We start from the raw sequence: 26,594 nt of genomic DNA on the forward strand, positions 1-26,594 counted from the left end.
ATCGACGGAGTCAGATCGCACGGCGGATGTAAAACGGCCGGCGCTGCGATCTGACTCACCGATCGGAACTGCGCTTCTTCCAGTAGCTCACCCACCAAAGCAAGCCAATTTCGCGGCCAGAGGATATACCCACGCCCACTATGTCGTCGCGGGCTTCAGGCCGCGTTCGGTATCAAGAAAGAATTTCGGCCGAAATACCGAAAGCAGTAAACTTGCCGGCTATGCGAACTCTGGCAGTCGCGCTCATTTTAACTTCAGTGCTGACCTTCGCCGTGGCGACGGCGTTGATTCTCCTGGGCCAGCCAATTGTTCCAGGAATTCATACCGGCCCTGAAGGATTCTCACGAGCCTCATCGAACCTGGCACTAATCGCTATTGCATTGGGTGTGTGGTTTGGACCCAGTACCGATTCCGGCAACGAGGACGACGACTAAGAGGGCACATCAGAACATGCGAAACCCAATGCTCCCTTCAGTCGTGCTGTTCTATTCGGTCGTTGCGCTGGTGCTGGCGGTGACGCTCATCCTTTTACACGGATCTTCACTGTTGGGAACCGGAGCGCGGGGCTTATCGAACGCGTGCGAAAACCTCGTTCTGATCGTGATTGCGATGGGGGTCTGGGTAAAAAGAAAGTAGAAAGGTTGCAGGCTTCTGCATTTCACATTTGAACTGCAGAAACCTCCAATGATGCAACCTGAAATAGGTTTTAAACTGTTTTCAGTTCGCGGGATTTGCCTTCTTCGAGTCGTCCCACTGCCCGACAACCTTGCCGTCGGCAAACCTGGCTGCGATGAACTCGCCGGCCGGTGAGCCGTCTTTCATCGGATGCATCTTCATTGTGACTTTCGCGCCGGCGGGGAACGTCGATGGGCGATAGCCCTGGCGCCCCAGCGCGTTCGGGCTGCCCCATTCCAGGCTCCATTCCGTCTTCTGACCCTTGGCGTCTTCCACGATCACCTGGATCCAGGTATGGGGATTCTTGAACTGGAACTCTTTTACCGTACCGCTGATTTCTGCGACTTTGTCGCTGTCGAAACCTGCGCCCGAATGATGCGCCATTACCGGCTGGAGCGCAAAAACCATGCCGGCAAGGACCACAGCGGCCAAAAGCGGCAGATGAGCTGACTTCATGAGAAATATCCTCCTCAGGAGAAATCTTTATTTAAACGGTTTGCCGTCCGGACCCAGCGTCAGCGTCTTGCCGGTAACCGTATCGACCGGATTGCGATTGTTTTCGGCGCATCCGTAGTCGTACAGGCGGGTTCCTGCGGGCATCTTCCGGAATTGCTTGGTGACGGCCCATGGCTTTGTCAAAGCCTTCGGATCTTCAATCGTCATCTGAATTTCAAGGGTGTCCGGGGCGGTCTTGTGGATTCGCGTTGTCGCGTGAGCTTTGTCGCTGAGAACCAGACCGGTCCGGTCCAGAATGCTGTCGCCGTCGCGATTGCCTTTGATCGCGATGGTGGTAAACACGAGCGCATCGCCTTCCCAGTGCCCCACGGAATCTCCGCTGTAGGTTTCCCACTGATCCTCAAGGTGCTTTCGTCCATCGGTATAAATCCGAAAGACGTTGGGGCCGTTTTCCGCCAGAATCCAGGATTCTTCCGGCCGAATTACGAATTCATAAGGATCCGGAAGATTGAACATTCGAGGGTAACCCGCGGGCACGCCGCAGTTGGTGAAGACGTCCGGCAGCGATCCTTTGTCGCGCAGCGCGAGGCTCTTCTCATACATGGCTTCCCACTCCGCATTGTAGGGAGGGTGCTCCCGGACGCCGGGAGTGATCGACCCGCCCTGACCCGTCTGGGTGGCGCGGTCGAAAACAGTACCGCCCGTCATGGACCAGGCGCCGCTCCAATCCGGCAGCTTGTCGTAGGGGGTCATCGCTCCCTGCCCGTAACTCGAGCCTGCCATCAGCAGACAAGCGATGATCATTGATGCGATTCGCTTATTCATGACACCATTCGTTCCTTGATGCAATTTTCCATCAACTTATATAACGTTTCCTGCGGCAAATGAAACGTTTTGGAGGTTCGTTGAAACGGAACGTCGTATTTACTTCAATCTGTCCGGGTTGCAATGCCCGCCTTAGAATCGAATTCATAACTGAACCCGTCCGTACCGGAGCCATGTGGACTGTGGACTGCCCAGTCTGCGGGACGAGCAAGATGGTCGGCAGTGAACCAGTCGGGATCGCCTACCAGAAGGATGGAAACTGGGTTGAATCGCAGCCCCATACCAATTACTCAGCAAACCGGTAAAACATTGGCATTTTCTGACCCGGTTGATTTTTGCATGACCCCAAGTTCTGATATTTGAGTCCACAATCCTGAAGCTTGGAGAGTGCCCATGAAGAGATTCGTATCGGGTTTGATTCTGGGAGTTTTCCTGAGTGCAAGCGTTATCACTCTAACTGCCCAAAACGAGAAAGCCATGCACCCGCGGCTCGCCAAGGCCATCGCGGCCTTGAAAGATGCGAGGGCGTACTTGCAAAGCGCCCCTCACGATTTCGGCGGACATAAAGCAGACGCCATCCGGGCGACGGACGAAGCGATCAAGCAGCTGAATTTTGCGCTCGCTTATCGGGGAAAAGAAGACAGACGCTAAGCCGGCTTATTTCGGACAGGCGGCGCTTAGATGAAGGTCCAGCTCCTGCCGCGTACCGAGCGGCATGATGTCTGAGCGCCGTTCCCGCACGAGATCACAGATCTGATTCAGCCCGCCGTCCGAAAGGACGGCACCCACCCATTGCGGCGGACCATCGCTCGTCAGTTTTACGATACTGACGGGACCGCCGACCGTGACATCGGTTTGCGCGGACGCCTCGATTGCCGCTTTCAACGCGGCCACTCCTTCATCCATCGTGGCCTTGCGGTTCAAGCTGGTCAGGGTCTCGCGAAGCAGCGGCGAAGGCTTGCTCGCAAAATAACCCGAATTGGAGCAGCCCTGGTCCGCGATGGGAGATTTGGCGCAAATCATCGGCTTCCCATCCAGAAAACCTGCGGAAATCATCGCAATACCGGTGCTATTGGTAAAAGGCACGTACAGCAGGAAGCCGAACAAAATCTCGTTGACCGGCCGCGCCAGCAGAAATCGATTCCGGTTGACGAATGAACTGAACAGTTCGCCATCCAGGCTGCTCATTCCGGAAAGCGCCACGGCCGCGCCGCGATCGACGTAGATTTTCGGCATTCCATCCACAAATGCGAACGCTTCGCCCTGGCCCGTCATGAAGGTCGACCGGGAATCGGCCGCGACAACGATCCCATCCGAACAGACAATGGCTCCGATAAACGTCCCGCCATATTGGTAGACGGCGAGCAGCAACAGGAGCCGGGATAGCAGCATTCGGAGCTATTGTAGTCCGCCGTAAGTAACTCAGATAAGAATATTGGACCATTGCATCATTGCAAGTGGTACGTCGAGATGATGCAATTTACATTAGTTCGGGGCGGAGGTCACCGGTCCCTGGAATCCCGTCGCGTCGGCAAGCTGTTTCAACGTCATGACCTCTTCAATTTTCTTACCGTTAATCACCCAGGTCGGATAGCTTTTGATTCCCATGGACTGGCACTCGGAAGCTTGAGGAGCATTCTGTCCGTTCGGACTGCACTCCACATAAGGAAGCCGGCCAACGGACGCGCCAAAAAACGATTTCTGCTGCTGGCAATGCGGACACCAGTATGCGCCGTACATTTTCGCGCCACTCTGAGCCAGGTGAACCGCGAGCGCCCGGGTTTGAAGATCTTCCGCCTTCGGCGCATCACCCAGAACTCCGATGTAATTGAGGTGAAGAATGATAATAAGCGCGGCCGCAACCGGCGCGGTTTTGGCCAGCCAGCCGCCCCAATTGAAATTCGGCAGCGAGCTGGGGCGTTGATAGGTGACGAGAGCGAAGGTCACGATCATCAGCGTCAGGGACGACAGGCAATAGGGACATGCCGCGTGCAGCATTGTCAACGACACCGTTGTGAGATAAGCGCTGTATACCAGGCCGAAAAACGCGACGCCCCAGGCAGCCCACCAATGCCGGTCCGCTCTTTTGATGAACGCAATCGCAGCCAGACTGGCATATGCCAGGAAACCCCACGCCGAAGTGGGAAAACCGAGCAGCGTTGCCCATTGGCTGGATAACACGATGTCGCAACTGCTGCCGACCGTGCAGCCTTTGACGGAATTGCCCGTCCAGTGCGTCCAGGTGAGATAGCTCGTCAAAAGCATCCCGATAACGCTCAATGCCAGCAGGGGCCAGTTGGGCGACGTCCGCGTCAGCGGCCGTCCGGCGGCCGGCATCCTTACAATTTCCCGTTCTCGTCTCGACTTGGCTTTCTTTCCCATAACCGCTACACGCTACCGCAGCAGGGGCATTGGATCAAGCCCAAGTATGTTATTGACACAAACCGACATTTTCTCTACCGTGTAGGGCAAATGCCTCAGATCGACTCACTCGGACATTTTGAGCAGATGGTTCTCAGCGCGATCGTGGCGCTCGGGGACAAGGCATACGGCGTCACGATTCACGAAAAAGTCGAGGAGCTTTCAGGGGATAAACCGGTCTCCGCCGGCGCCGTCTACATCACGCTCGACCGGCTTGAAGACAAAGGTCACATTCGCTCCTGGCTTGCGGATCCGACCCCGGAGCGCGGTGGACGGCGAAAGCGGTACTACCAACTGCAGGCGGCGGGCGCGCGCGCTCTCGAGGAGTCTTTGCGGACTGCCTTGCGCATGATCAACGCGGTTGAAGAATCGTGGGGCGGCATGCAGATGCCGGGACGCAAACGATGGAAACCCATCCGCCAAAGTTAATCGAGGCTCTGGTCGAGAGACTCGTCCCGCCGGCCTGCCGTGAAAATGTGATGGGCGACTGGGATGAGAAGTACACGTCGCCGGCGGGTTACATCCTTCGTGTTGTATCGGACTTGCCGTTCGTCGTCGCCAGCCAGATTCGCCGGACATTCCACGCGGCACTGTTCTTCAGCCAGGCCGCGGCGCTTTATATCGCGTTTGCGGGATCATCTCTCCTGGTGCCCAGGTATCTGTACGATGATTCCCGCCTGCTGCCGCTCACAATCGTCATCGGTGCCGTGTTATTCGCCCTCGTTTGCCGGGACGCCTATGCCAACCGCGAAGAGCATCCCGATGATAGAGCCCGGCGGGATCCCGTTTTTGCGATCGGAACCGGGCTCATCTGCGAACTTTTGCTTTTTGTCCTCGGCGGCTCAAGTTTGGTGCTGCCTTTCTGGATTTTGATTGCCGGCAGCGCCGCCGGACTGCTCATGGTCTACATGCTGCGGCGATTCATTCATTCTTCGCCGCAGGACTCGCCGGCCACCGCGGGCGGACCCCAAACATCTCTGGACGAGCATCGGAAGGCATGGCGGTGGAATCTTCTCTGGTTGATCGCGGGCTTGTTGATTATCTTCACACTTCCCAGCATCGGAAATAACAACGGTGGCAGCGTTCTGGATGCAGTATTCCTGGTGATTGTCGTTTTTCACCTTTTCCGTAGAAATAAAGATGGTTTCACCGGAGCCTCTCAGGAATATTCAGTTCTTTCCATCGCCGACGATCCCTACATCAACCAGCTCAAGCGAAAGCGCGATGGACTGGAGTTCTGGGCGGGTGCGTTCGCACGAGGCGGCGGCGGCATTTTGATTCTGGCGATCATCGGCTTTCATTTTGTCCCATTGGTTGCGGGACGGATTGGCGGTCTGCCGTTGCCGGCAAATGTGAGCGGAACGCACATTTCGCTCAGCCTGATTGCGTTTGGGATCCTGACCGCATCCTGGATATTCGTCAGATCGAGGAACCTGCGCGCGGCCCGGGCGATCCAGGACGAATTGGACCGGCTGAATACCAAAGACAAAAACCAGTGACCAACAGCGGAAAACGTCCGGCCATCCACGTCGAAGGACTGCGGTTTCGTTACGATGGCGCGGAAGTACTGCATGGAATTTCATTCGACATCCTCGCCGGCGAAGTCACCGGCCTCCTCGGCCCCAACGGCGCAGGCAAATCCACAACACTCAAGATCCTGACCGGAATTCTGAAGGCGCCCGAGGGTATCGCGGAGGTTGAAGGCTACAAGCTGCCTCAGGAAGCTTTCGAGGTAAAGAAACGGATAGGGTATGTGCCGGAATCTTCGGAGCTGTATGAAAGTCTCAGCGCTGTGGAATTTCTCGAGTTGTGTGGGCGTCTGCATGAAGTCGAGGAAGGAATTCTGCAGGCGCGGCTTGGCGTTTTTATGGAGACGTTCGGGCTCTCGCGTCAGAAACGAAACCGGCTTGGTTCTTATTCAAAGGGTATGCGGCAAAAGGTCCTCATTTCGGCCGCCCTGTTGCACGATCCTTCAGTTCTGATTCTGGACGAGCCGCTGACCGGACTGGACGTTGAAAGCGTCATGCTGACAAAGAGCCTGCTCACGGCGCTTGCGGCAAACGGAAAGTCGGTGCTCTACAGCTCTCATGTGCTGGACGTCGTGGAACGGTTCTGCGCCCGGGTTCTGATTATTGATCAGGGAAAGCTGATCGCCGACGGTTCTCCGGAGGAGCTGAAAACCAGAACCAACGAAGCAAACCTTGAAGGCGTGTTTCGCGGCTTGACGCATGCGGTCGACGCTGAACCGCGCATCCGCAACATCATCGACATCCTGCACTCATGAATAAGCTTCTGGCGCACCCTTTCGTAAAGAGCTCTCTTCGCGCCGCCGGCATCGATCCCATCCAATTCGGAACATTGCTCAGCTTTTTTTCCAAGCTTCGCGACCGCGAGGAATTCGAACTGGGATCGGCTCGAATGGGAATAGCGATCATCATCGGATTCTTCACGGCATTCAGCGCGTTGATCAATTTAATCGTGGTCGCGGTAGGAAAAGCATCGATCGTGCAGTTGGTCTGGGGGAATTATCTTTTCACGGCCTTTCTACTTCTGCCGGTACTCGCGACGGAAGCGATAAACACCTTTCTCAACCCCGTTGAAGCCGCGGCGCTTGCTCATCACCCGATTCGGGAAAAGTGTTATTTCACGGCGAAGCTGACCCATCTGCTTCTGACCACGGCATGTATTGTGTTTCCAATCAATCTCGTTCCCGCGGTGGCAGGTCTGAGCTTGAGAGGCGCCCGATGGTTTTATCCTCCGGTTTACCTGGCATCCGCATACGCTTTGGGAGTTTTTGTGGCGCTGACGGAATGCGGTGTTCTGGGGCTTCTGTTTCGAGTTATTCCGGCCGCGCGCGTGAGAAGTGTCGTTTTGTGGCTGCAGGTGGCTCTTTTCGCTTTGGTGATGGTCGGGCCGCAACTATTGCGGCTGGTACCAGCCACCACATTCAGCTCGAGTTCAGGTTATTCGTCGGCGATACCGCTCACATGGTTCGTGGCGCTTGCATCGTTCCGCAGTCCGGAAGCGGCAGCTCTGCAATGGCCGGCGATTCCATCGATGTTCCTCTTCGCGGTAATGGTGTATTTCGGAATCTCAGCCCTGACGCAGGGGTACTTGTCGAACGTCCATACGCTTCTTCGCAGCGGACCGGCAACAACACATAAACGGAGCGACTTTTTCGGAGGCATCATCCGGCGCCTCACAGGCAGGCCGTCCGGCCGTGCGGCGTTCGCTTTCACTTACCGCATGGCAGCAACAGATTGGCAATTTCGGCGAAGCGTCTATCCGATGTTGATTCAGTTTATGATCCTGCCGGTCGGGATACTGGTACGCGTGGGATTTCGGGCGTCTCCGTTTCAGCCCGGACCGCCGTCTTTTGCGCATTTTCTGCCCCACCTCGGCGGGCTGGCAGGCCTGCTCGTATGCAACATGATCACGTACTCCAACCAGCACCGCGGGGCGTGGATATTCCTGATGGCGCCTTTGAATGGGATTCGTTCCTTTGTCGAAGGGATCTTCTGGGCGTTGTGGCTTCCGCTGTTCGCCGTGACGATCATGGCCACTCCAGTACTTGCGTGGTATTGGGGCCCGGCCGACGCATTGTTGTTTGCCGGCTATAGCCTTGCCGTCGGGTCGTTCTACTTAAGCTGGGAGTTGTTCTTGATTGATGGTTTGCCTTTCGCAAATCCACCCAAGTTCGGAAAGGGCTCGATGATGGCGCCCCTGGTCATCGCGGCACTGATTGGCGCCATGATTCTTGTTCTGCTGCAATGGCTGTTTATATTTCAAAGCCGCTTCGTCACGGCAGGCGCGACGCTCGCCTTCGCCGGCGCCGCGTATCTTGTCACACGAACGTCATTCCGTTACCTGGAAGTCAACATCACCCACAACCTGCATGTCATCGCGTCGGGACGCGCGACAATGTTTGCGGAAATTTGATGTCGATCACCTTGTCACCTCCAAAGATCAGAAGCTCATACGGGCGTTGAATGTGAATCTCCGTGCGCCCGTCGCGTTGGTGATCTGTCCAAAACTGGTGGAGTTGATATTCACCGTGGGAGCCGAGAAATTGGGATGGTTCAATACATTGACCACGTCCAATCGCAACTCCAATTCCTTGCCTTCAGTGACTCTCACACGTTTGATCGCGTTCATATCGAATCCGAGGATGTTCGGGCCGGTGATTGTGCTCCGCCCGACGTTTCCAACGATTCCTGCGGCCGGATTCTGAAGCACTATCGCGCCATTGGCATCCTGAATGGCAAAGTTCGTCGACGAAGTATTTACGCTATTCAGCGACGTCAGCGAAGCGATTGCCGGGTCCTTCACCTGCGTCCAACCCGGGAAGTACGTCACGCCGTTCGATACGAACGTGAGTTTCCCCGTGTTGCTTGGAATCGACTGCAATGCAACCGGAGTGTTGGCGGAGCCTGTTTGCCACAACGATGCGATCGGCGCACTGAAGGTTAACGGAGCTCCTGTGCTGAAGCTCAAGATCCCACCAACCCCCCAATTCTCCGTTAGCCGCTGGACCCAAGCCGGGCTGCCGCCAAAAAACGCACGGTTCGGACCGAACGGCAATGTGTAGGTAGCGGTGCCGGTCAATATATGAGTCCGGTCAAAGCCGGCGCGCCCGTGTTCGAGGTTGATGTTGTTGGTATCGCGCGGCGTCACCGTCCCGTCGCCGTCCGAGATGTCGATGGCGCGGCTGTACGTGTAGGTAAATTGATTCGTCATTCCGTGATACTGGCGATTCGTTACCTGTAGTTGCATCGAATGGTAGGTCGAATTCAGCGAGCTGTCATACTGGTTGACGGCCGCAAACTGCGGATTGAGTACAAACAAGTTTTGCGCGAAACCGTTTTGAGTATACAAGCCGCCGCCGCCGACACCGGCGAGGTTCGTCGTCTCGAAGTAATTTGCCAGCGACCCGACCTGGCCCGTTGCGAGATAGCCTCTCGTCGTCGAATTCTGCCGCAGTGCGGCCGAACCGGTTTCCGTGGTGCCGTTGACGGTCGAAGCCCCGCCGCCGATATTGATGCCTTTCAACAACGCATCGAAGAACGGCGAATCCTTCCCGGCCGCCGTGTCTTTGAACGCTTGTAAAAGCGTCGTGTTGGCGGCGGCGGCGTTGATATTTACATTGTTCAGATTACGACCGCCATAGAGGTGAGTACCCTTGCTCGCAACATACGCCACGTCAACGGTCAGCGTCCTCGAAACCTGGCGCTGGATATCCATATTGATGTTTTGAACGTAAGGCGATACGCGATTGGTTGCGTATACGCTCAGCGTATCGCTGCGCGACCCGTTAAGCGGATCGGCCGAAAGGGGCGCAAACTGTTGCGGTATCGGCAGCGAGATACTTGCCATATTCAGGTAGGCGGTGGGATTGTAGGTGATACCGCCGCCGCCATTGATTTCCACGGCGCCTGGAGCGGCTCCGGCTATGGAATCGAGGATCGTGTTCGCCGACTTGAGCGCGCCACCGGTGTAATTGATACCGTAACCGGCGCGAAGAATGGTTTTGTCTCTTCCGAACCACGGCAGCGAATAGCTGACTCCGACCGACGGAGCCAAACCCTTGTAGTAATCGTTGTAGAGCTGAACGCCCGGATGCGGCGAATTCTTGCCGACGAACTGATCCACCGTTAAAGTTCCGCAGCTGATTCCGCAGGCACCGGTTTCGGAGCCGCCGATCGGCAAGCCCGCGCGTCCCTTACCTTCATAGGGCACACCGAAGTATTCCCAGTGAATGCCGAGATTCAAGGTCAATGATTCCCGAACCTTCCAATTGTCCTTTAAGAACATGCTGGCCTCATTGGAATGCCAGTCGCGGTCATGCATGGTGTAACCATCTTTGTAGCCCAGAAATTGCGTCGCCGTTGCGTTTGGAAGATCAAAACCTTCGGCAATCTTCGAGATCGATCCGGACATATCGGTCAACATGCTCTGCGCATTGGCCGCGGTGGTAGCCGCTATGCCTGGGAGCTGCGCTGTCGTGAAACCACTCACAGCAAAACCTGCGGCCGCGCCGAAGGTCGCCTGAGGCGTCAGGTTATTATCGTTATATCCGAACGTTTCGTCGCGACGGAACTCGATACCCATTTTCAGGGCGTGCTTACCCTTCGTGATGCTGAAATTGTCGCCGTAATCCCAGAGCGGACTTCGCGATGTGCGCGTCGAGCCGAAACCGGCCGACCAGTTCATGAATCCATTCGATCCGATGAACGAGGTGACTGGTTGAAACGGGATACCATTGTTCTGCGGGAGCAGCTTGAATGCTTGCAATCCGCTCCCCGTGGGGGAACCGGTGCCATCGATGTTTCGTCCAAAATAAAACGGCGCCTCGCTTGCGATTGCGGATCGCCGCAAACCAAACCGCACTTCGTTGAGCATCGTCGATGAGAGCGTTGAGGTGAGCGTCACCGTATACAAGCGGGGCCACTTTGCGTGCTGGCCGTCGAAGCCGTTGGGATAACTCCGGAACCCCGCTTGCGAACTGTGGTCGTTGGAGTTTTCCAGCGTATAAACGCCGCTGAGTTTGTGCTTGGAATTGAAGTTGTGATCGATACGGAGATCGATCTGATCCCGATTGTTCTGGTCGTTCGAATTCCCGTCCGCCACATCCGTGCCGTAAATCGTACGGTTGAACCGTATGCCGGCCGTGTTCAATCCGTCGCCAACGGTGTAATCGTTCGGCAAAGGCATGTTGCCGAGCAACGTATTCTGAACAAACCCGCTGGGATCAATCGACGGGCGAAGAGGGTCACGCGCTGTGCCGCCGGATGCGCAGCTCGTAGCCGACGGTGAAATCGGCGTGAGGTTGTAAATACAGAAGGCCTGGAGCGGCCCCGTGGCGGCCGCTGGCTGCACCGGATTTCCAAATCGGTCCACGGTAGGGGCATTCGTAGTCGACAGGATATTGGCGTTGTTCACACCCGGGAAATACCGGAAGACGCCGTTCCGCGCCTGAGGCGTCAAAACCGTCCCGACCGTATTGGTTTTCGTGACGTCCCGCTGTTCGTCGAGCAGGACAAAGAAGAATGTCTTGTTCTTGATGATCGGTCCGCCGAGGCGGAAGCCAAACTGATTCCGATTTTCAAAATTCGGGCTGACCCCCTGCAGGTTATTGAAGAAGCTATTGGCATCGAGCTTCGAGTTGCGATTCGTCCAGAATACCGATCCATTGAGTTTGTTGCCGCCCGAACGCGTCACCATCTGAACCTGGCCTGCGCCGCGTCCGTTTTCCGCGTCCACGCCGGCGGTAACGACCTTCACTTCTTCAACCAGGTCTGGACTCGTGTACGATTGTGAAAACTCGCCATGGGTGTAGCGGCCGTCGGAATTGACAAATCCATCGCGCGTGACATTCACTGAACTCGTTCGCCCGCCCGCGAAGTTGCCGTCGATCTCACCACTCGAGCCGACGTCCAGCGATTGTGGGCCCGTTCCTGCCATTGTCAGGAGAAGATTCTGGATATTGCGGCTGCCGAGCGGCAGATCCTGCAACTGTGCCTGCGGAAGCACGGTCGCGACGGAAGCCGATGTCGTCTTGAGTTCGCTGTCCGCAGCCACCGAGACTTCGACCGTTTGCGCCACCGTCCCGACCTGCAGCGTGAAATTCAAACGCGCCTGTTGGCCGATTCCCAACGTGAAACTGCTGACGACTTGACTCTGAAATCCCGGAAGCTCTGCCGTAACCTTATAAGCTCCGGTCTGCAGGCTCGCAAACTGGTACACACCGGATTCATTTGTTATTGCCGTGCTCACGATTCCAGTAGCGATATTCGTCGCCGTAACCGTTACGCCTGGAATCAATGCGCCGGACGCATCGCCGGCTGTCCCACCTAATGTAGCGTTCGTCGTCTGCCCAAATGCGCCGACACACAACACCACGCCAAGAACCAGCGCGCCAACAAAGCAGTTTTTCATTATGATCTCTCCACAGAGTTTCAAAGTCGTCGCACTTTAGACCAGAACCGGTGGCATGTCAAACGGACCGTGATTGCAAACGCCGTGCAAGACTGCAAGTGCATTCGGATAATTGCCTGTCGATCCGGTCACCAACTTGAATTCCAGCTGGGTGCCGGTTATTGAAACTGTCGTCGTTTCAGGAGGAAAAACCGACTGTGGTATTACCGATGTACACGGCGGGGCGAGTTCAATGTCATCCAACCGAACTGGATACAATAGCAGCCTTGCAGTCGACGATTTTAATCACGATTGTGGCGGTTGGGGATTAATTCGCTTGATGGATTCGAGAAGCTCCTCCATGGTCACTGACCCGAAGATGTCATGCCGCTCCTTGGAATAATCGCCATGGCCCGGATCGTACTGCATCATGAAGCGCATCGCTCCCCCGGGCCCCAATCGTTCGGTAAGCGCCTTCCATCCTTCCATCCGGATTTCGTAAAGAGACATCGGAGATGAACGCGGCATTTATGACTCTCCTCCCCCAGGCGGTGGAAGCTGGTCCGGCCTGAGCACTTCCACACGAAGCTGCTTGCGCTGAGTGCGCGCACGTTTCAGTAACCGGTCATCTGTTGTCACGAACCATGTCGCCGCCGATTGTTCTGCGAATGCAATGTGCAAGGCATCGAGCGGTGAGAAACCCGCAGCCGCAAGGGATCCAGCCCTTTCGAGAGTTTCCGCAGTCGGCATAACCCGAACTGCGGCCGACTCCAGCCATAGAGATGTCGCGAGCCGGCGATCTTCCCGCGGATTATGCTCGTTTTCTATATCATGGGCCGGCGATCGCACGAGTTGAATCCGTCCATCCTGGGCGGCATCCAGAACTGCTGCCACAGCTTCGGCTTCGCGCCGTACCCGTTCAGCACTCGCGTCATCAAACGGCCGCTTAAAGCAACAGATGTCAAGATATACGATCTCCTTCACCTCTCTATCCTATCATTCGTCTACCGCCGCCGCGCGTCTTCAGGCCGCCGTTTTTGCGCGTCAACAACTTCCGGCCGGTCCTGGCAGGCGAATTGTATGCACCCCTGGCGGCGCAATCTCAGCTACTTCTTACAAGACAGGCGACGCCAATTGCCAGCGTGCCACCAAAGACCACTCTCATGCGTCTTCCTCCGGCACTTCTTGAACCAGGCTTAGAATCTTATTGATCTCGACCCGGCTGAAACCCCCGGCTCGGTCGAGAACGACCGGCTACTTGGTTTCGCAGCACCATTCCTTGCCGTTACCCGTAACCATCTTGGCGAGAACACCTTCGGGCTTGCCGTTTTTGGCGGGATAGAGCGTCACGGTGACCTGGTCACCGGCTTTGATGGAGTTGCGGTTCCAGCCGATTCGAGTCCAGTTGATGACATTGGGGCCTTCGCCCAGCCAATTGACGGTTCCAGTCTTGCCTGCGACATCGAAGTAAACCAGGACATGAGGATTCACGAACTTGAACATGGTCACGGTACCTTTCAGGGTGACGGACTTACTCATGTCGTAAATTGCGGCGGTGCCGTGATGCGCGGTTAGTGGAACGGACAGGAACAGAAAGAAGAGGGCAACGCGGACGTTCATTACTTAATGCTCCATGAATACTGGACGTTGGGTCTCCATTCGTGTTCCTTTTGCACCGCTTCTGCAATCTGATCCGGACGGGCCGTTTTCTCCAGGCTGGCCAGAAGCCTTGGCGAGTTCGGCTCGCCTGCGGCGGCGGCCAGATCCGCCCACATCACTGCCTGAATGACGTCCCTTTGAACGCCGCGACCGGATGAGTACAACGTGGCGAGATTGAATTGCGCCGTCGCGTCTCCCTGATCCGCCGCCTTTCTTAACCATCCGGCGGCCTCAGCAAGGCTCGCAGGAACGCCTTCGCCCTTCAGATACATGATGGCGAGGTTGAACTGTGCGTCGGAATGTCCCTGGTCTGCGGCTCTCCTGAACCACGTCGCCGCCTTTTGCAAGTCCCTGGAAACGCCGTCTCCAAAGTAATTCATGCTGGCGAGATTGAATTGCGCCTCTGCATGATTCTGCTCAGCGGCTTTGGTAAACCACTGGGCCGCCTGGTCCAGATTCTTCGGTACGCCCGCGCCTTTTTGATACATGAGGGCGAGCGCATTTTCGGCATCGGCATTTCCAAGCATTGCCGACTTTGTAAACCACTGGAGGGCTGCTCCGACATCTCTCGGAACACCGTCACCGTTGTAATACAGGGCTCCCAGATTGTACTGAGCGATGGGGTGATCCTGATCCGCTGCTTTCCTGTACCATTGTGCAGCCGTCGCAGAGTCTTTTCGCACTCCTTCGCCGCGCGCGTACATCATGGCGAGATTGAACTGGGCATGCATTCTGCCTTGCTCGGCAGCTTTCGTGTACCACTCCGCCGCCATCGCAGGATCCAGGGGCAAGCCGTCTCCGCGGCCATACATCGCGGCCAGGCCCAGCTGCGCATCCGCATCGCCCTGTTCGGCTGCTTTCCGGTACCAATAGACGGCCTTCTGGGCATCGCGGGGCACGCCATCGGCGTCGTCATAGATCAGTGCCAGGGTCAGGAGCGCCTCCTGATCTCCATGTTCAGCAGCCTGGGTGTACCAATACGCCGCTTGCGCGCCGTCTTTCGACACGCCGGCACCGCTTTGATACATGACGGCGAGATTGAATGCGGCCGGCGCATAACCGCGCTTGGCGGCCTTCGTATACCATTCGGCGGCTTTGGCCGAATCGGCTTTAACTCCGTCGCCGTTCTGGTACTTAACGCCAAGATTGAATTGCTGCTCGACGTTCTGGCGAGTGCACCCGGTGAAGGCTAATAGCAGAATGAGGGCGCTGATTCGCATGGCGCCGACTCTAATGCGGCTCGGAATCGCTTGTCAACGGGGGGAATTGGCTACTTTTTGTGCCTGTTGTGGCTAATTCCCCAGTAGAATGCGCGCCTATATGAAAGACCGCGCCGTCACGGCCCCGTTGCTGCCTCTGCTCCTGATTCTGTTCATCGGCAGCGGCTGCGCCGCGCTGATTTATGAAATCGTCTGGTCGCAACTGCTGGAGCTGGTGATCGGCGCGTCGGCTGTTTCTCTTGGAGTTCTCCTCGCGACATTCATGGGCGGCATGTGCCTGGGCAGCCTGTTATTTCCGCGACTGGTGTCGGCGCGCCATCATCCTTTGCGGCTTTATGCGCTGCTGGAAGTGGGTACCGCGGCGTTCGGCTTGTTGATTCTCTTCTGCATGCCTTACGTCGGCTCGATCTATGGCGCGATCGGCGCATTCGGGTTCTGGGGGATTGTTGTTCGCGCCACCATCTGCATCTTGTGTTTGATGCCGCCTACTCTCCTGATGGGAGCAACCCTTCCGGCGATTGCGCGGTGGGTACAGACCACTCCAAGCGGAATCGCATGGCTCGGCTTTTTCTATGGCGGAAACATTGCCGGAGCGGTGCTGGGATGCGTTCTGGCGGGGTTCTATCTGCTCCGCGTTTACGACATGAGTATCGCCACATATGTTGCGGCTTCGATCAACGTTGTTATCGCGGTGGCCGCCTTCCTCACCTCAAAAGCGGCACTATACTCGCCGCCGGATTTGGATTCCAAACAGTCGAATTCAGCCGTGCCGGGCTCATGGCCGGTCTATGTTGCCATCGCTCTATCGGGAATGGCGGCACTCGGCGCTGAAGTCGTCTGGACACGGCTGCTATCGATGCTGTTTGGCGCGTCTGTTTATGCCTTCTCCATCATTCTCGCCGTATTCCTGACAGCGCTCGGCATCGGCAGCAGCCGCGCATCAGCAATGTCGCGATGGAGTTCCAATCCCCGGCGCGATCTTGGCATTTGCCAGGCGCTTCTTATCTTGGCGATCGCCTGGTCAGCGTATATGACAAACAGCTCGCTGCCGTACTGGCCGGTGAACCCCACGTTGACGCTGAATTTCTGGGACAACTTTCAGATGGATATCTTCCGATGCGCGCTGGCGATCGGGCCCGCAGCGCTGCTTTGGGGTGCGAGCTTCCCCTTGGCGTTGGCGGCAGCAACCGCAAGAGGCAAGGATCCGGGACGATTGGTGGGCGGAATCTACGCCGCAAATACCATCGGCGGGATCGTTGGAGTGGCCGCATTCAGTCTGGTGTTCGTTGCCGGATATGGGACGCAGCAAGCGCAACAATCCTTGATTATCATTTCCCTGGCCGCGGCGCTCCTGGCGCTCATACATGAAAACTTCAACAAGCGATCCCTCATACCTGCTGTAGCTGCCGTAGCGCTTGGCGCAATCTTCTTTATGACAATCCCCGTGGTTCCAGGGGGGTTCATCGCGTATGGGCGATTTTTCGCGAATGCTTCCTACAACCTCCGTAAAGACAAACCGAAAGTCATTTACTCCGCGGAAGGCATCAATGCCGCCGTTGCCGTGACGGAGTTGCGCAGCGGCATCCGTAATTTTCATGTCGCGGGAAAGATCGAAGCTTCAACCGAGCCGCGGGACATGAAGATGCAGCGAATGCTGGGACATCTCCCGGCTCTGTACAATCCGGCACCGAAATCCATTCTCGTTGTCGGATTTGGCGCCGGGGTAACGGCCGGCGCATTCACGCTCTATCCCGGCGTCCAGCGCATCGTGATATGTGAAATCGAGCCGCTGATCCCCCAGGCCATTGCCGGATATTTTCGCAAGCAAAACTACGACGTCCTCAAGGACCCGCGCGTTCAGATCGTCTACGACGATGCCAGGAATTTCATGCGCACGACACACGAGAAGTTCGACGTGATTTCATACGACTCCATCCATCCGTGGGTCAAAGGCGCCGCATCACTGTATACGGAAGAATATTTCAAGCTGGCCCGCGAGCACCTGAATCCGGGTGGAACCATTTCACTTTGGGTGCCGCTCTATGAGTGCAGTATGGAAGCCGCGAAAAGCCAGATCGCGACATTTCTGAACGTTTTTCCAGACGGCACTCTGTGGGGAAACAGCTTCGAAGGGGCGGGCTATGACCTCGTGCTGATGGCCAAGAAAGGCGATCCCGCCATTGATCTTGCGCAACTCACCGACCGTCTCGCGCGGCAGGATCATTTAAACGTCAAGTACTCGCTGGAAGATGTAGGAATCCATTCCGTCCCGGAACTTGCCGCGATGTACGCCGGCCGTGGGAAAGACCTTGCGCCGTGGCTTGCGGACGCACAAATCAATGACGATCGAAGTCTGAGGCTGCAATACCTGGCGGGTCTCTCATTAAACGACTACAACCAGGATGCGATCTATAAGACGATCCTCTCGTACAACAAGTTTCCCGAGGATTTGTTTATCGGCCCGGCGGACATCAAGGCGGAACTCAAAGCAGCATTGGACCGCGCCCCAAAATCATAGGAAGGAACACAAGAAGCACAAAAAGCACAAGAGGCGCTTCTTCTTGTGCCTCTTGTGCTTTTTGTGTTCGTTCCGTGTTTCGCCCGCGTCAGAAGAAATATTTCAGAGCGAACTGCACGTCTCTATTGAGGACGCTGCCGGGAGCGGCACCCACAGCTGAGGTGATCAAGCCGTAATTACTTGTGAGGGAGGTGGATGGATTTCCCGGACGAAAGCTGTTCGTCACGTTGTACATGTCGACTCTGGCCTGGATGCGCTGACCTTCCTTAATCTGGAAATTCCGGGACAAGGCGGCATCCCACTGCCAGAAACCCGGTCCGACGATGTTGAACTTGCCGTGATTGGAAGACAGCGCACCCGTGGACGCCGCGACGAACGCGCCGGGAGCTAAATATTGTGCGCGTGGTCCGGTCGGCCGGCCCGGGGAGTAGGGATCCGCCAGCTTCTGAATTGCAGTCTGACCTGCCGTAGATCCGCCAATCAGGGCCGTATCCCCGCCACTGGCGATTGTGAGATAGCTGCCGGTATTCGCCCGAACAATGCTCGACACACTCCAACCGGTCAACGCGCCGCGGACCAGAGTATTGCTGAAACGTGGAACCTGGGCGATGGCCGTGGTAGTAAAGCGCTGCCTGAAATCCGTGCCGCAGTTGACGCGATTCCAATCATGTTGATGCACCGGCGCGGCGGCCAAACCGGTGACGCCGGGCAGCCAATTACCGTTGTTGTCGAAGAATGCCGTCGATGGAGTTCCAGGATCATGACCATTGATACTGGTGTAGGTATCGCCGGTATCCACGTTTGGCATACCCGTTAATGCGGGATTTCCGGTCAAGTCATTGATGCAGTGTGACCAGGTATAGTTCGCATTGAGAGTCAGATCCTTCGCCTGGCGCCGGACCGACAGAACCAATCCATTGTATTGAGCGTTCTCCCCGGCTTCGAATGTATCCAGCGATGACGCATATTGACCTACCGCGGCGTTCGTCATCGAGAGAATCCTGCGATAGTTCAAACTGGTCGCACTGGAGCATGGTGAAGCTGAAGCCCTCGCGGCCGCCAGAGTGGCTACCTGGCCATCTGCCACGAGCAGACTCTGTGTCCCGCCGGCGCCGTTGGGAACCATACAACCTCCAGTCGATACTCCCGTGCCTGGAACATAAAGACCCGGATTCAGGGGATACGTTCCCCAACCATGACGCGTTCCATTGCCTGTATATTGGACGGACACAAAGAAGTTAGCTGGTAATTGACGCTGCACACTCAAGCTGTAGGTCTGGACGTAAGTCGTTGTCAGGTCCGGGGGTGTGCTGATGAAAGGACCGAACGGCGTAAAGGGAATACTTTTGTTCGACAGTGAGTTGTTGTACGGGAATGGGCTTACATTCGGTGCGAATCCAGCCCCGTGGAAACCCGCCCACGGATTTGAAAGCGTCGCGGCCGAGCTTTGAGGACCAAAGCTTGTTCCGGTATCGTCGCCAAAAGGCGGAGCAATGTTGGTGTTGAAGTTCCACTGCCCATTCACGAAATCATACGAAATGGCGTAGGAGGCCCGAATCGCCGTTTTGCCGTCGCCTTTCGGATCAAAACCCATGCCGATGCGGGGCCCAAAGGTTTTCCAGTTGTGGTTCAGACCCGCCTGCGCATTCGGAAATCCCGGATCTCCGGGATAACTGAAGCCCGGAGGCGCAGTGGAAAAAACCTGGCTCTTCTGGCCCGCCAACATGGCCTGGTAACTGAAGTTGTAAATGTGGCCATCGAGCTGCTGTTGCGGGAAGAATGGCTCCCATCGCACGCCTGCGTTTACGGTCAGTCTGTTTGTTGCTTTCCATTGATCCTGGACGTGATAGCCCATGTACCATTGCTTCATTAAAAGCCCGTTCGGGGCCGACTCCCGCAGCGTTGTCCAGTGCCCGAGCAGAAAATCTGCCCAGCCCAAACCGGTACTGGTGGAGTCCAGCGTGGTCTGCGAGGGCGAGAAGCTGAAAACCGGAATAGACCTCACATTCGCATACGAAATCACTTTCCAGGTTGCGATCGATCCGCCGAAAGAAATCTGATGCCGGCCATGCGTTATGCTGATATTGTCTGAAATGTTTGCCGTATTGGTGCTGTTGGTGGCATCGGTCTGAACGCCACCCTGACCGCTAGCCGCCCCTACTCCTCCGCCGCTTGAATTCACAGCAAACTCGAACGTCTTCTTCAAATACGTAAAAGCGTTGATGCCCAGATCATTGACATCATATGCAAATGGGCCCTCTCGATGGATGAATGTCCGGTTCGCAGCCAGATTGAGACTGTTTATCATTGTGGGGCTGATCACATAGGTATCGCCGATTGTGAAGAAAGCTCCGGTGTTGTCCTGCCCGTTTGACCCTAGATTTGCCGTGTCCTGGAACCCCAGGTGTGAGGTTTCCAAAGTGTTCGGGACAGCAGTAAGTTGCGGAGTCAGGAAAAACCGCCCCGTTATCGTATTCTTCGCGCTTTTCTGATAATCGATTTTGCCGATGATTTGCGAATCATGCGCGGAGTTGTAGCTCGTGTGCCAAACGCGCCCGCATGGATCATTTCCGACGGTACCTGAGTGACCGGTCTGCATCGGATTATCCGCCCACAAACTTAGCGGTGCATGGGTTGCACCGAACACATCGTCCTGCATGCCGTTGACCTGAGGCAAAAGGTGAATCAGCTTCACTGCCGCCGGGTCGAACCGTTTCGGGTCGATGAAGTTGGGGCTGTCCGTCAACCTGAGCTGCCCCGGAGTTCCGCCGGCAAAATTGTTGATCGGCACGCTCTGGCATCCGCCGATCTGATTTTTGGAATCGGTATATACCTTGAGGAATTGTGAAAAATCGCCGTTCAGCATGGCAGGCGTCGGAAGGGTTACAGCTGAGTTTGTGGGATTCGATGTGCTGGTGGTGTACTGATACGCGCCGAAAAAGAACAACTTGTCTTTCAGAATCGGACCGCCAATGGTGCCACCGATCTGCTGCCGCCTCTGGGAGCCCTTTGTGGTCGAAGTATATCCCCGGGCTCCGAACTTATCGTTACGGTAGTAATCGAACACGTCACCATGGAATTGATTCGTTCCGGATTTCGTTACGGAAGCCACTGTTGCGCCGCCCTGGAATCCGCCACTGGCATTCTGCGCTCCTGTCTGGATACTGAATTCCTGCAACGCATCGGGAAACGGGATTGGAAAGTTGAGGTTGTCAAAAGGATTGGTATGGAGAGCGCCATCCAAGGTGAATGTCGTCGAGCCTTCCGCCAATCCCTGTATGGACAACCCAACGCCGCCTTGCAGTGAACGCGTCGACGCGTTACCTGCGGTATCCGGAACGACTCCACCGGAAAGACCGAGCAAATCGGTCGGGTTCCGGCTTTGGAGAGGCAACTCCAGGATTTCCTGGTTTTCGATCACCTGCCGGACGCCGAGGTTCTGCGTCTCCACCAGCGTGACATTGGCATTGACCTCAACCTCCTGGCTCACCTGGCCGACTGCCATCGTGACGTTCAGGTTGGGATTCTGGTTAACGCCAAGTTCGATTCCAGTCTGAACAAAAGTGCGAAATCCCGGTAACGCCGCCTCCACCTTGTAAGGGCCTACCGGAAGATTCGGCAGAACGAAATTGCCGCGTTCGTCACTAACCACCTGGCGGCTGACATTCGTGCTCGTTTGCGTCGCCGTCACTTCCACTCCAGGCAACACCGCCCCGGAGGGATCCTTAACGGTGCCGTTTATCGTTGCGGTACCTTGAGCTTGCGGTGCAGCTGCGGAGTATCCGAACGTGGAAACGAGCAACAAATATAGCGTCGTCGCTAAGACACGTTTCATGTAGTCTCCTCCTACCAACCTTCTTGTTAAAAACGAACCTGACTCCACCCGAGAATCTGGCGCGAATTTAAGCACTTCCCCACAGTGAAGTCAAAGCAATAGAGAGACAAATTAGCCGCAGATGACAGGGATGCCCTATCTGCGGCATCCGCGTCATCTGCGGCTAATTTTTTGCTCTGTTCAGAACGTGACTCGCGCGGCTTCCGCAATGACCAGCGGCTTGTAGACTGGAAGCGCCCAGCCCTGTTTCACGAGCTCGTCATAGCGCTTTGCAACCTGGCTCTGATAGTTCTTGGAGTCTTTGTAGAGTTTCTTCAACTGGTCTTTCGGCAGCGCGGTCTCGTAGTTTCCAAGGCCGCAGAGCTGATTGATACCCTGGACGCCGCGATTCGCAATCCACGGATTCGCGTTGGGAACCGGCGGGTCTGCCCCTTCGTTCGGAGTGTGGAAGCTCTTGGTCGGAACATCGACGTAGGTGTTCCGGATGCCGCCTTTAACGTTTCCGAATTCATCGAGGGCCAGCAAGGCGCCGTTCTTGCGGTCGTGTTCGGGTTTGTTGTCGGGATTGAAATCCACGTAGAACCGGTCGGCATGAGGAGGCATGACGCCTTTGTCGACCCATGCGAAAAGCTTATCGAGGGCGACAGACATCATGACGCCCATCGGATACCGGCTGATCGGATATTTGCAGGGATCGGGGTAATACGCGCCCGCAAACCTCGAATCGATATGCGCCATCCCGGCAAATTCATAAACCCGGAGCTTGTCGTTGTCCGGCTGGGTTGTGCCCCGGCCCTGGAAGGTTTCGCGCATCGTGGGAACGAGGATCGTCGGAACGTCGAGCTCAGGGATCTGGCCGTTCGCGCTGGTCGGCATGAAGGCGTCGTAGATGGGCTTCATATCGGACAACCGCATCGCCATATGGGCATTCGTCAGGTACTGCGTGGCAACACCGGCAGAGGCCGAAGACCCGGTGAGGACCATCTTGCGGAGCGTGAGGCCGTTCAGCGGATTGTCTTTATGGTCGGACTTCAGCAGAGCTCCCACCTGCGCAATGATGTCGTTGGCGGTTCCGTTGGGAAGGACAAGGTCCTTGTAGCGGGTTTCATTGCTCGCGACCAGCCCAGGCGATGCGCTGGTCAGGATCTCGAGACCGATCACGCCGCTGTTCATCGCGTAGACCTGAACAAAGTGAAACACCCAGGGATTGCCGCTCGGGTGCATCGATTCGGCAAGAATCAAGCCATTGAATTTGCTGTTGTCCTTGGGTTTCCGGATGACGATACGCGTTTTGTAGGCCTGACCGTTCGCTGCGGTTCCGGAAACGAAGTATTCCTTCGCCTCATAACCGTATTTCGCGTAGATGTCCTTCGCGGGAATCTGCACGTTCTTCACATCGTCGTGAGAGTCCATGAAGGTCTCGAAGAACGGACCCGGGCCGGTGACTTCGATTGCGGCAGGAATCGGAGCCACAACCTGCTTCACCGGCGCCGCTGCTTCGGCGCCGCGTTGTCCGCGGCCACCACCGCCGCGTTGCCCCTGGCCGCGCTGGCCTTGACCGCCGCCGCGCTGACCCTGGCCGGCACCCTGGGCCGGACTCTGTCCGGGCACCGGAATCGGTGTCTGTCCTAAAAATGTAATTGCGCTGAGCGCGACAATGAAGGCGCTCAGCGCAATGGCTCTTCCTGGCAATTTCGTGACCATCACGTTCTCCTTGTAGCGTTTCGCGCTGTAGGCGCGGCCCATCCTATTTCTTCGGCTTTAGCGTTTTGTATACCGCCTCAACAAACATGTCGGTAGTCCACGGGCCGGTTGCCGTACCGTACCGAAGATCGTAGTCCATTGTAGGCTTTGCAGCTCTCACCTGCTGCAGGGACAGGCCCCGGTTCACCATGTCCTGAATGCGATCGCGAATGACCGTGCACATATCGCGGTAGTAACCGACATCGGCAGAGTCACTGAGGCGGCCATGCCCGGGGATGATCATCGTGCCGCCTTCTTCGCGGAACTCCGGAATCGAGAGGTCCAGGATATGGTTCAGCGCGTCGAGGACGCCTTGAATCGTGCCGCCTTTGTCGACATCGATGACCGGCCAGGTATCCTGGCGGAAAAGATCTCCCGAAACGATGACATCCGAGCCGCGGAAATACACGATGGTGTCTCCATCGGTCGTGGCCTTCGGCGCGTGGTACAGCATGATGCCTTCGCCATTCACAAAATTATTGAACTTCAGCTGCGGGAGACTGTACGTATCGGTCGGCAGCATTCCAGCCGCTGTGGGCTTCTGGCCGGGCTTGGTTTCGCTCAATCGGGCCAGCAGTTCTTCACGCGAAAAAATTGCGGCTCCCGAAGGGGCATACGCGCCGACGTTGCCGCCGGAAATTGTGACGCCGCCGCCGCTGATCTTTTCATTGCCGCCGATGTGCTCGGGGCCGATCGTTGTATTGATGATCCAGCGGATGCCTTCGGCCGGCGCCACGCTGTTGAAGTTGATCATGCTTCGAGTTTCCGAAGCGAAGCCGAGTGGCTGGGGAATGGAGTTTTCAAGATTCTCGAGATACTTCACCGTCGCCAGCAGCTTGTCCGCGTTCTCCGCGGAGCCCGAATCCACCATCGCGACGCCATCGCGACCGACTTGAACCGCCACATTGGCGCCATTGGAGCCGGCGCCGGGAATCAGAAAAACTTTGGTGTTCCGAACGCGCCAGAACGGCAGCGGCGGAGGAGCCATCGGAGTATTGTTCGCATTCAGGGACGAAACGGCACCTTGATACTGCGCCAGAACCCCCGTCTGACCGCTGATGCCGATCGCCACGGCCGCAGCGGCCGCCAGCAGGCTCGTTCGCAACAGGCAGGCCTTCATTTCTGTCACCGGCTGCGCGCTACCGCGCTTGCATTCGCTCCGCTCATCGAAACATCTCCCATAAGTCGTTTTATTGTGCCGTACACGGCGTCGGGTTCCAGCCTTGTGCGTCGGGCAGCTTCCTGTAATGAGAACTCCGGATATGAGGCTGCTGAAGGTAGGTGGGATCTTCGGTCAGCGTGGAAACAACCAGCAACGACCAGGGCTGCGCTCCCGGCTCGTCATATTTGCTGAAGTATTCCGTGAATACGGCATTCGCGCTGTAGGGAACACCGTTTTTCTGCAGGTATCCCGGCTGCGCGCCTTTCGTCACTACTTTCAAGTCGCCCGAGCGATCGGCTCCGCGTCCGGCGGTTTCCCAGCTTGCAACGGAATTGCCCTGCCAGTTTTTGGGATCAGCCGGATTGGGTTTCATCTCGGGCGCATTCGTTCCGGTTGCGAAGTGGAACAACCGGGTCTGGTTCCCGTTATCCACTTCGACCTTGAGCGTATTGGCATCGGCCCACGTGATATGAAAGCGGGCCGGCAATCGCATCACGTTACCCGCGCCGTACGACTTGCATGCATCGCCGCTGGCTTCGTCCTTCGCGGGGTCCCAGGCGTTTGCAAGATCACGGCCGGCCGGATTCAAAGGGATGCTGGGAAAATCGCCCTTCTTCGGCGTGATCATGCGCCAGCGCCAGTCTTCCGTGACAAGAGCGACCCAATAGCCGGTGATATCCACCGGCGCCGCCGCCTGTGCAGGCTGTGCCGCACCACCGCGGTTCCCGCCGCCCCGGCCGCCTCCTCCGCCGCCGCGCTGGGCGTAGAGAGAACCTGTTATTGCCAGAGCAACCGTAATGACGAGCGTCAGCTTTCGGGATTTCATGACGAAAAACTCGGTTAGTCGAAGGTTTCCCCAGGCTTCGTGCCCCAGCTCAACTCCGGCGTCTCACCGGATGCGGGACGCTTCAAGCCTGTCATGCGCATGCGATGCTCATCGGGATTGCGGCCCGGATTGCCCGTGATGATGACGTGGTCGCCAACCTTCAGCGTGTAGCGGTTGATGCCCTGACCACCGAGCTGCCCGGCGCCGCCCCATTCCACACCCCAACGCTGCATGACGCCTTTGGAATCCATCGCATCCACCTGGACGAATGAATGGGGATTGCGGAACTGGAACTGGACCAGCGTGCCGTCAATCTTCATCGACTGGTCTTCATGGTACGTCGCCGCGAACGAATGGTGGGCGTACAGCTGAACACCGGAGACCAGCATGGCAACGGCGAAGAGAGCGAAAAGTGCGCGTTTCATGAGTTTCTCCTCCTTCACTTACCTTTCATTTTGTTTATGTATTCGGGATACATCGTTTGCGGCCCGCCGCGCGTTGCCTCAAACGGAATATCGTGCTTTTCGGCGTACTCATGAAGGTCCGGGTTTTTGCCGGGCAGCCAGCTCGGCACATAGCCGTACTCATGCGATTCTTCCTCAACAACGCTGCACGGATAGGGCGCCACAAGAGCATTGAGCGACAGACGATAGTCCGTGGTCCGGACAAAGGGTTCGGTGAGGTAAACCGGATCGTTCATGATGACAGCTACTGTCAGATAGTCCCCATGACGCGTCCAGTGCTCCACGACCGTCGCCTTGTCGCTGCGAGGCAGACCGTTGCGGCGCAGGTACCCTTCTTTGAGATGCGTTATGGTGACCGTTAATGTCTGTCCTTCCCATTTGCCGGTGGCGAAGCCGCCCCACGTGTGCTCCGCGAAATCCGGAGGGTGAGGACGTCCATCCAGCCAGACGGGCGTGTCCACGGAGCGCAGCCATTCCGTATGAAATGCCGTGATCTGGCGTGTAACCGGATTGACTTCCTTCGTGATTCGAAGCTGCGATGGTCCGCGCCAGATGTAATCGGCGCTGTGCGGACGGCATTGCCACTCCGGCAGTGTCTGAACGGATGCCTTCCAGCTATCACCTCTCAGGCGGGCCGCATCGTTGATGGGAATGCCGGTGTAGTCGCCGATCTCGGGTCCGGCAACGCGTTCCGGCTGGTCTTCGTAGAAGATCGGCTGCCATTCGCCGGAGAAATCCATCTGAGCGAACGCCGGACGCGAAAAAAGGATGGCCGCCACCAACAGCAGTGGCGCCATCAGCGCAGTCCGCTTAGCCCTCACCATCGTCATCCTCCTGCCCAAACGGAAGTTCCGACAGACGTTAACACCCTGAATC

23 protein-coding genes are annotated in these 26,594 nt (G+C 56.7%); 8 read left to right on the forward strand and 15 right to left on the reverse strand.

The genetic code is table 11. From position 1 onward, the window contains the following. The first annotated feature begins 221 nt into the window (after positions 1 to 221). Complete coding sequence (locus VGK48_18595) at positions 222 to 434, forward strand: hypothetical protein (protein ID HEY2383188.1); 213 nt, start codon at positions 222 to 224, stop codon at positions 432 to 434. A gap of 16 nt (positions 435 to 450) precedes the next feature. Next, on the forward strand, positions 451 to 636 hold the full coding sequence (locus VGK48_18600; GenBank protein ID HEY2383189.1) for a hypothetical protein: 186 nt from the start codon (positions 451 to 453) through the stop codon (positions 634 to 636). 81 nt (positions 637 to 717) lie between these two features. Here the strand turns inward: VGK48_18600 and VGK48_18605 are convergent, their stop codons facing one another. Further along, the gene (locus VGK48_18605) at positions 718 to 1,131 is read right to left on the reverse strand and encodes a DUF6152 family protein (protein ID HEY2383190.1); all 414 of its coding nucleotides are present in this window, start codon (positions 1,129 to 1,131) and stop codon (positions 718 to 720) included. A gap of 27 nt (positions 1,132 to 1,158) precedes the next feature. Beyond that, the gene (locus tag VGK48_18610) at positions 1,159 to 1,956 is read right to left on the reverse strand and encodes a hypothetical protein (GenBank protein ID HEY2383191.1); all 798 of its coding nucleotides are present in this window, start codon (positions 1,954 to 1,956) and stop codon (positions 1,159 to 1,161) included. A 393-nt stretch (positions 1,957 to 2,349) separates the two neighbouring features. Between VGK48_18610 and VGK48_18615 the strand changes: the two genes are divergently transcribed. Continuing rightward, positions 2,350 to 2,607, forward strand: coding sequence for a hypothetical protein (locus VGK48_18615; protein HEY2383192.1), 258 nt, complete (start codon positions 2,350 to 2,352; stop codon positions 2,605 to 2,607). 6 nt (positions 2,608 to 2,613) lie between these two features. On the opposite strand, the gene VGK48_18620 is transcribed toward VGK48_18615, so the two are convergent. Together VGK48_18620 and VGK48_18625 are read right to left on the reverse strand one after the other, a co-directional pair. After that, positions 2,614 to 3,348: a hypothetical protein gene (locus VGK48_18620; GenBank protein ID HEY2383193.1), complete on the reverse strand. Its 735-nt coding sequence runs from the start codon at positions 3,346 to 3,348 to the stop codon at positions 2,614 to 2,616. Positions 3,349 to 3,441: 93 nt separating this feature from the next. After that, positions 3,442 to 4,293 carry a vitamin K epoxide reductase family protein gene (locus VGK48_18625; protein HEY2383194.1) on the reverse strand — a complete coding sequence of 284 codons (852 nt, stop codon included), beginning with the start codon at positions 4,291 to 4,293 and terminating at the stop codon, positions 3,442 to 3,444. A gap of 135 nt (positions 4,294 to 4,428) precedes the next feature. On the opposite strand from VGK48_18625, the gene VGK48_18630 reads away from it, so the two are divergent. From VGK48_18630 to VGK48_18645, 4 genes are read left to right on the forward strand one after another with little or no spacing between them, the layout of a single operon-like run. Next, a complete protein-coding gene (locus tag VGK48_18630) occupies positions 4,429 to 4,806 on the forward strand; it encodes a helix-turn-helix transcriptional regulator (protein HEY2383195.1) in 378 nt (125 codons plus the stop codon). Continuing rightward, a complete protein-coding gene (locus tag VGK48_18635) occupies positions 4,782 to 5,876 on the forward strand; it encodes a hypothetical protein (protein ID HEY2383196.1) in 1,095 nt (364 codons plus the stop codon). The genes VGK48_18630 and VGK48_18635 overlap by 25 nt, the downstream gene beginning before the upstream one ends. Then, entirely contained in the window at positions 5,873 to 6,661 is a 789-nt protein-coding gene (locus VGK48_18640) for an ABC transporter ATP-binding protein (GenBank protein HEY2383197.1), read from the forward strand. Before VGK48_18635 ends, VGK48_18640 begins: the two co-directional genes overlap by 4 nt. Then, a complete protein-coding gene (locus VGK48_18645; GenBank protein ID HEY2383198.1) occupies positions 6,658 to 8,316 on the forward strand; it encodes a hypothetical protein in 1,659 nt (552 codons plus the stop codon). The genes VGK48_18640 and VGK48_18645 overlap by 4 nt, the downstream gene beginning before the upstream one ends. A gap of 27 nt (positions 8,317 to 8,343) precedes the next feature. Here the strand turns inward: VGK48_18645 and VGK48_18650 are convergent, their stop codons facing one another. The 5 genes from VGK48_18650 to VGK48_18670 all read right to left on the reverse strand — a co-directional run bounded on the left by VGK48_18650 (position 8,344) and on the right by VGK48_18670 (position 15,170). Continuing rightward, positions 8,344 to 12,312, reverse strand: a complete 3,969-nt coding sequence (locus tag VGK48_18650; protein ID HEY2383199.1) for a carboxypeptidase regulatory-like domain-containing protein — start codon at positions 12,310 to 12,312, stop codon at positions 8,344 to 8,346. 285 nt (positions 12,313 to 12,597) lie between these two features. After that, positions 12,598 to 12,819 carry a hypothetical protein gene (locus VGK48_18655; GenBank protein ID HEY2383200.1) on the reverse strand — a complete coding sequence of 74 codons (222 nt, stop codon included), beginning with the start codon at positions 12,817 to 12,819 and terminating at the stop codon, positions 12,598 to 12,600. Then, complete coding sequence (locus VGK48_18660; protein HEY2383201.1) at positions 12,820 to 13,275, reverse strand: PIN domain-containing protein; 456 nt, start codon at positions 13,273 to 13,275, stop codon at positions 12,820 to 12,822. A gap of 270 nt (positions 13,276 to 13,545) precedes the next feature. Then, entirely contained in the window at positions 13,546 to 13,911 is a 366-nt protein-coding gene (locus VGK48_18665) for a DUF6152 family protein (GenBank protein HEY2383202.1), read from the reverse strand. Continuing rightward, positions 13,911 to 15,170 carry a hypothetical protein gene (locus VGK48_18670; GenBank protein ID HEY2383203.1) on the reverse strand — a complete coding sequence of 420 codons (1,260 nt, stop codon included), beginning with the start codon at positions 15,168 to 15,170 and terminating at the stop codon, positions 13,911 to 13,913. Before VGK48_18670 ends, VGK48_18665 begins: the two co-directional genes overlap by 1 nt. Before the next feature lie 100 nt (positions 15,171 to 15,270). Here VGK48_18670 and VGK48_18675 point away from each other — a divergent pair, with 100 nt between their 5' ends. Next, on the forward strand, positions 15,271 to 17,688 hold the full coding sequence (locus tag VGK48_18675) for an SAM-dependent methyltransferase (GenBank protein HEY2383204.1): 2,418 nt from the start codon (positions 15,271 to 15,273) through the stop codon (positions 17,686 to 17,688). Between the two features lie 88 nt (positions 17,689 to 17,776). Here VGK48_18675 and VGK48_18680 read toward each other — a convergent pair whose 3' ends face one another. From VGK48_18680 to VGK48_18705, 6 genes are all read right to left on the reverse strand, one after another. Further along, positions 17,777 to 21,523, reverse strand: a complete 3,747-nt coding sequence (locus VGK48_18680; protein HEY2383205.1) for a carboxypeptidase-like regulatory domain-containing protein — start codon at positions 21,521 to 21,523, stop codon at positions 17,777 to 17,779. 180 nt (positions 21,524 to 21,703) lie between these two features. Beyond that, on the reverse strand, positions 21,704 to 23,227 hold the full coding sequence (locus VGK48_18685; GenBank protein ID HEY2383206.1) for an alpha/beta hydrolase domain-containing protein: 1,524 nt from the start codon (positions 23,225 to 23,227) through the stop codon (positions 21,704 to 21,706). A 43-nt stretch (positions 23,228 to 23,270) separates the two neighbouring features. Beyond that, a complete protein-coding gene (locus tag VGK48_18690; GenBank protein ID HEY2383207.1) occupies positions 23,271 to 24,386 on the reverse strand; it encodes an MBL fold metallo-hydrolase in 1,116 nt (371 codons plus the stop codon). Between the two features lie 70 nt (positions 24,387 to 24,456). Beyond that, complete coding sequence (locus tag VGK48_18695) at positions 24,457 to 25,254, reverse strand: hypothetical protein (protein ID HEY2383208.1); 798 nt, start codon at positions 25,252 to 25,254, stop codon at positions 24,457 to 24,459. A 14-nt stretch (positions 25,255 to 25,268) separates the two neighbouring features. Beyond that, a complete protein-coding gene (locus VGK48_18700) occupies positions 25,269 to 25,679 on the reverse strand; it encodes a DUF6152 family protein (GenBank protein ID HEY2383209.1) in 411 nt (136 codons plus the stop codon). A 14-nt stretch (positions 25,680 to 25,693) separates the two neighbouring features. Beyond that, positions 25,694 to 26,542, reverse strand: a complete 849-nt coding sequence (locus tag VGK48_18705; protein ID HEY2383210.1) for a hypothetical protein — start codon at positions 26,540 to 26,542, stop codon at positions 25,694 to 25,696. Positions 26,543 to 26,594: the final 52 nt, after the last annotated feature.

It is taken from the genome of Terriglobia bacterium (genome assembly GCA_036496425.1).
Classification (GTDB): domain Bacteria; phylum Acidobacteriota; class Terriglobia; order 20CM-2-55-15; family 20CM-2-55-15; genus 20CM-2-55-15.

What these genes read in the sequence shown, in the direction of transcription:
- VGK48_18630 (HEY2383195.1), top strand. Translation starts at nt 4,429, where the DNA reads ATGCCTCAGATCGACTCACTCGGACATTTTGAGCAGATGGTTCTCAGC.
- VGK48_18695 (HEY2383208.1), bottom strand. Translation starts at nt 25,254, where the DNA reads ATGAAATCCCGAAAGCTGACGCTCGTCATTACGGTTGCTCTGGCAATA.
- VGK48_18700 (HEY2383209.1), bottom strand. Translation starts at nt 25,679, where the DNA reads ATGAAACGCGCACTTTTCGCTCTCTTCGCCGTTGCCATGCTGGTCTCC.
- VGK48_18645 (HEY2383198.1), top strand. Translation starts at nt 6,658, where the DNA reads ATGAATAAGCTTCTGGCGCACCCTTTCGTAAAGAGCTCTCTTCGCGCC.
- VGK48_18615 (HEY2383192.1), top strand. Translation starts at nt 2,350, where the DNA reads ATGAAGAGATTCGTATCGGGTTTGATTCTGGGAGTTTTCCTGAGTGCA.
- VGK48_18625 (HEY2383194.1), bottom strand. Translation starts at nt 4,293, where the DNA reads ATGCCGGCCGCCGGACGGCCGCTGACGCGGACGTCGCCCAACTGGCCC.
- VGK48_18665 (HEY2383202.1), bottom strand. Translation starts at nt 13,911, where the DNA reads ATGAACGTCCGCGTTGCCCTCTTCTTTCTGTTCCTGTCCGTTCCACTA.
- VGK48_18610 (HEY2383191.1), bottom strand. Translation starts at nt 1,956, where the DNA reads ATGAATAAGCGAATCGCATCAATGATCATCGCTTGTCTGCTGATGGCA.
- VGK48_18690 (HEY2383207.1), bottom strand. Translation starts at nt 24,386, where the DNA reads ATGAAGGCCTGCCTGTTGCGAACGAGCCTGCTGGCGGCCGCTGCGGCC.
- VGK48_18670 (HEY2383203.1), bottom strand. Translation starts at nt 15,170, where the DNA reads ATGCGAATCAGCGCCCTCATTCTGCTATTAGCCTTCACCGGGTGCACT.
- VGK48_18680 (HEY2383205.1), bottom strand. Translation starts at nt 21,523, where the DNA reads ATGAAACGTGTCTTAGCGACGACGCTATATTTGTTGCTCGTTTCCACG.
- VGK48_18650 (HEY2383199.1), bottom strand. Translation starts at nt 12,312, where the DNA reads ATGAAAAACTGCTTTGTTGGCGCGCTGGTTCTTGGCGTGGTGTTGTGT.
- VGK48_18620 (HEY2383193.1), bottom strand. Translation starts at nt 3,348, where the DNA reads ATGCTGCTATCCCGGCTCCTGTTGCTGCTCGCCGTCTACCAATATGGC.
- VGK48_18605 (HEY2383190.1), bottom strand. Translation starts at nt 1,131, where the DNA reads ATGAAGTCAGCTCATCTGCCGCTTTTGGCCGCTGTGGTCCTTGCCGGC.
- VGK48_18685 (HEY2383206.1), bottom strand. Translation starts at nt 23,227, where the DNA reads ATGGTCACGAAATTGCCAGGAAGAGCCATTGCGCTGAGCGCCTTCATT.
- VGK48_18600 (HEY2383189.1), top strand. Translation starts at nt 451, where the DNA reads ATGCGAAACCCAATGCTCCCTTCAGTCGTGCTGTTCTATTCGGTCGTT.
- VGK48_18675 (HEY2383204.1), top strand. Translation starts at nt 15,271, where the DNA reads ATGAAAGACCGCGCCGTCACGGCCCCGTTGCTGCCTCTGCTCCTGATT.
- VGK48_18635 (HEY2383196.1), top strand. Translation starts at nt 4,782, where the DNA reads ATGGAAACCCATCCGCCAAAGTTAATCGAGGCTCTGGTCGAGAGACTC.
- VGK48_18655 (HEY2383200.1), bottom strand. Translation starts at nt 12,819, where the DNA reads ATGCCGCGTTCATCTCCGATGTCTCTTTACGAAATCCGGATGGAAGGA.
- VGK48_18705 (HEY2383210.1), bottom strand. Translation starts at nt 26,542, where the DNA reads ATGGTGAGGGCTAAGCGGACTGCGCTGATGGCGCCACTGCTGTTGGTG.
- VGK48_18595 (HEY2383188.1), top strand. Translation starts at nt 222, where the DNA reads ATGCGAACTCTGGCAGTCGCGCTCATTTTAACTTCAGTGCTGACCTTC.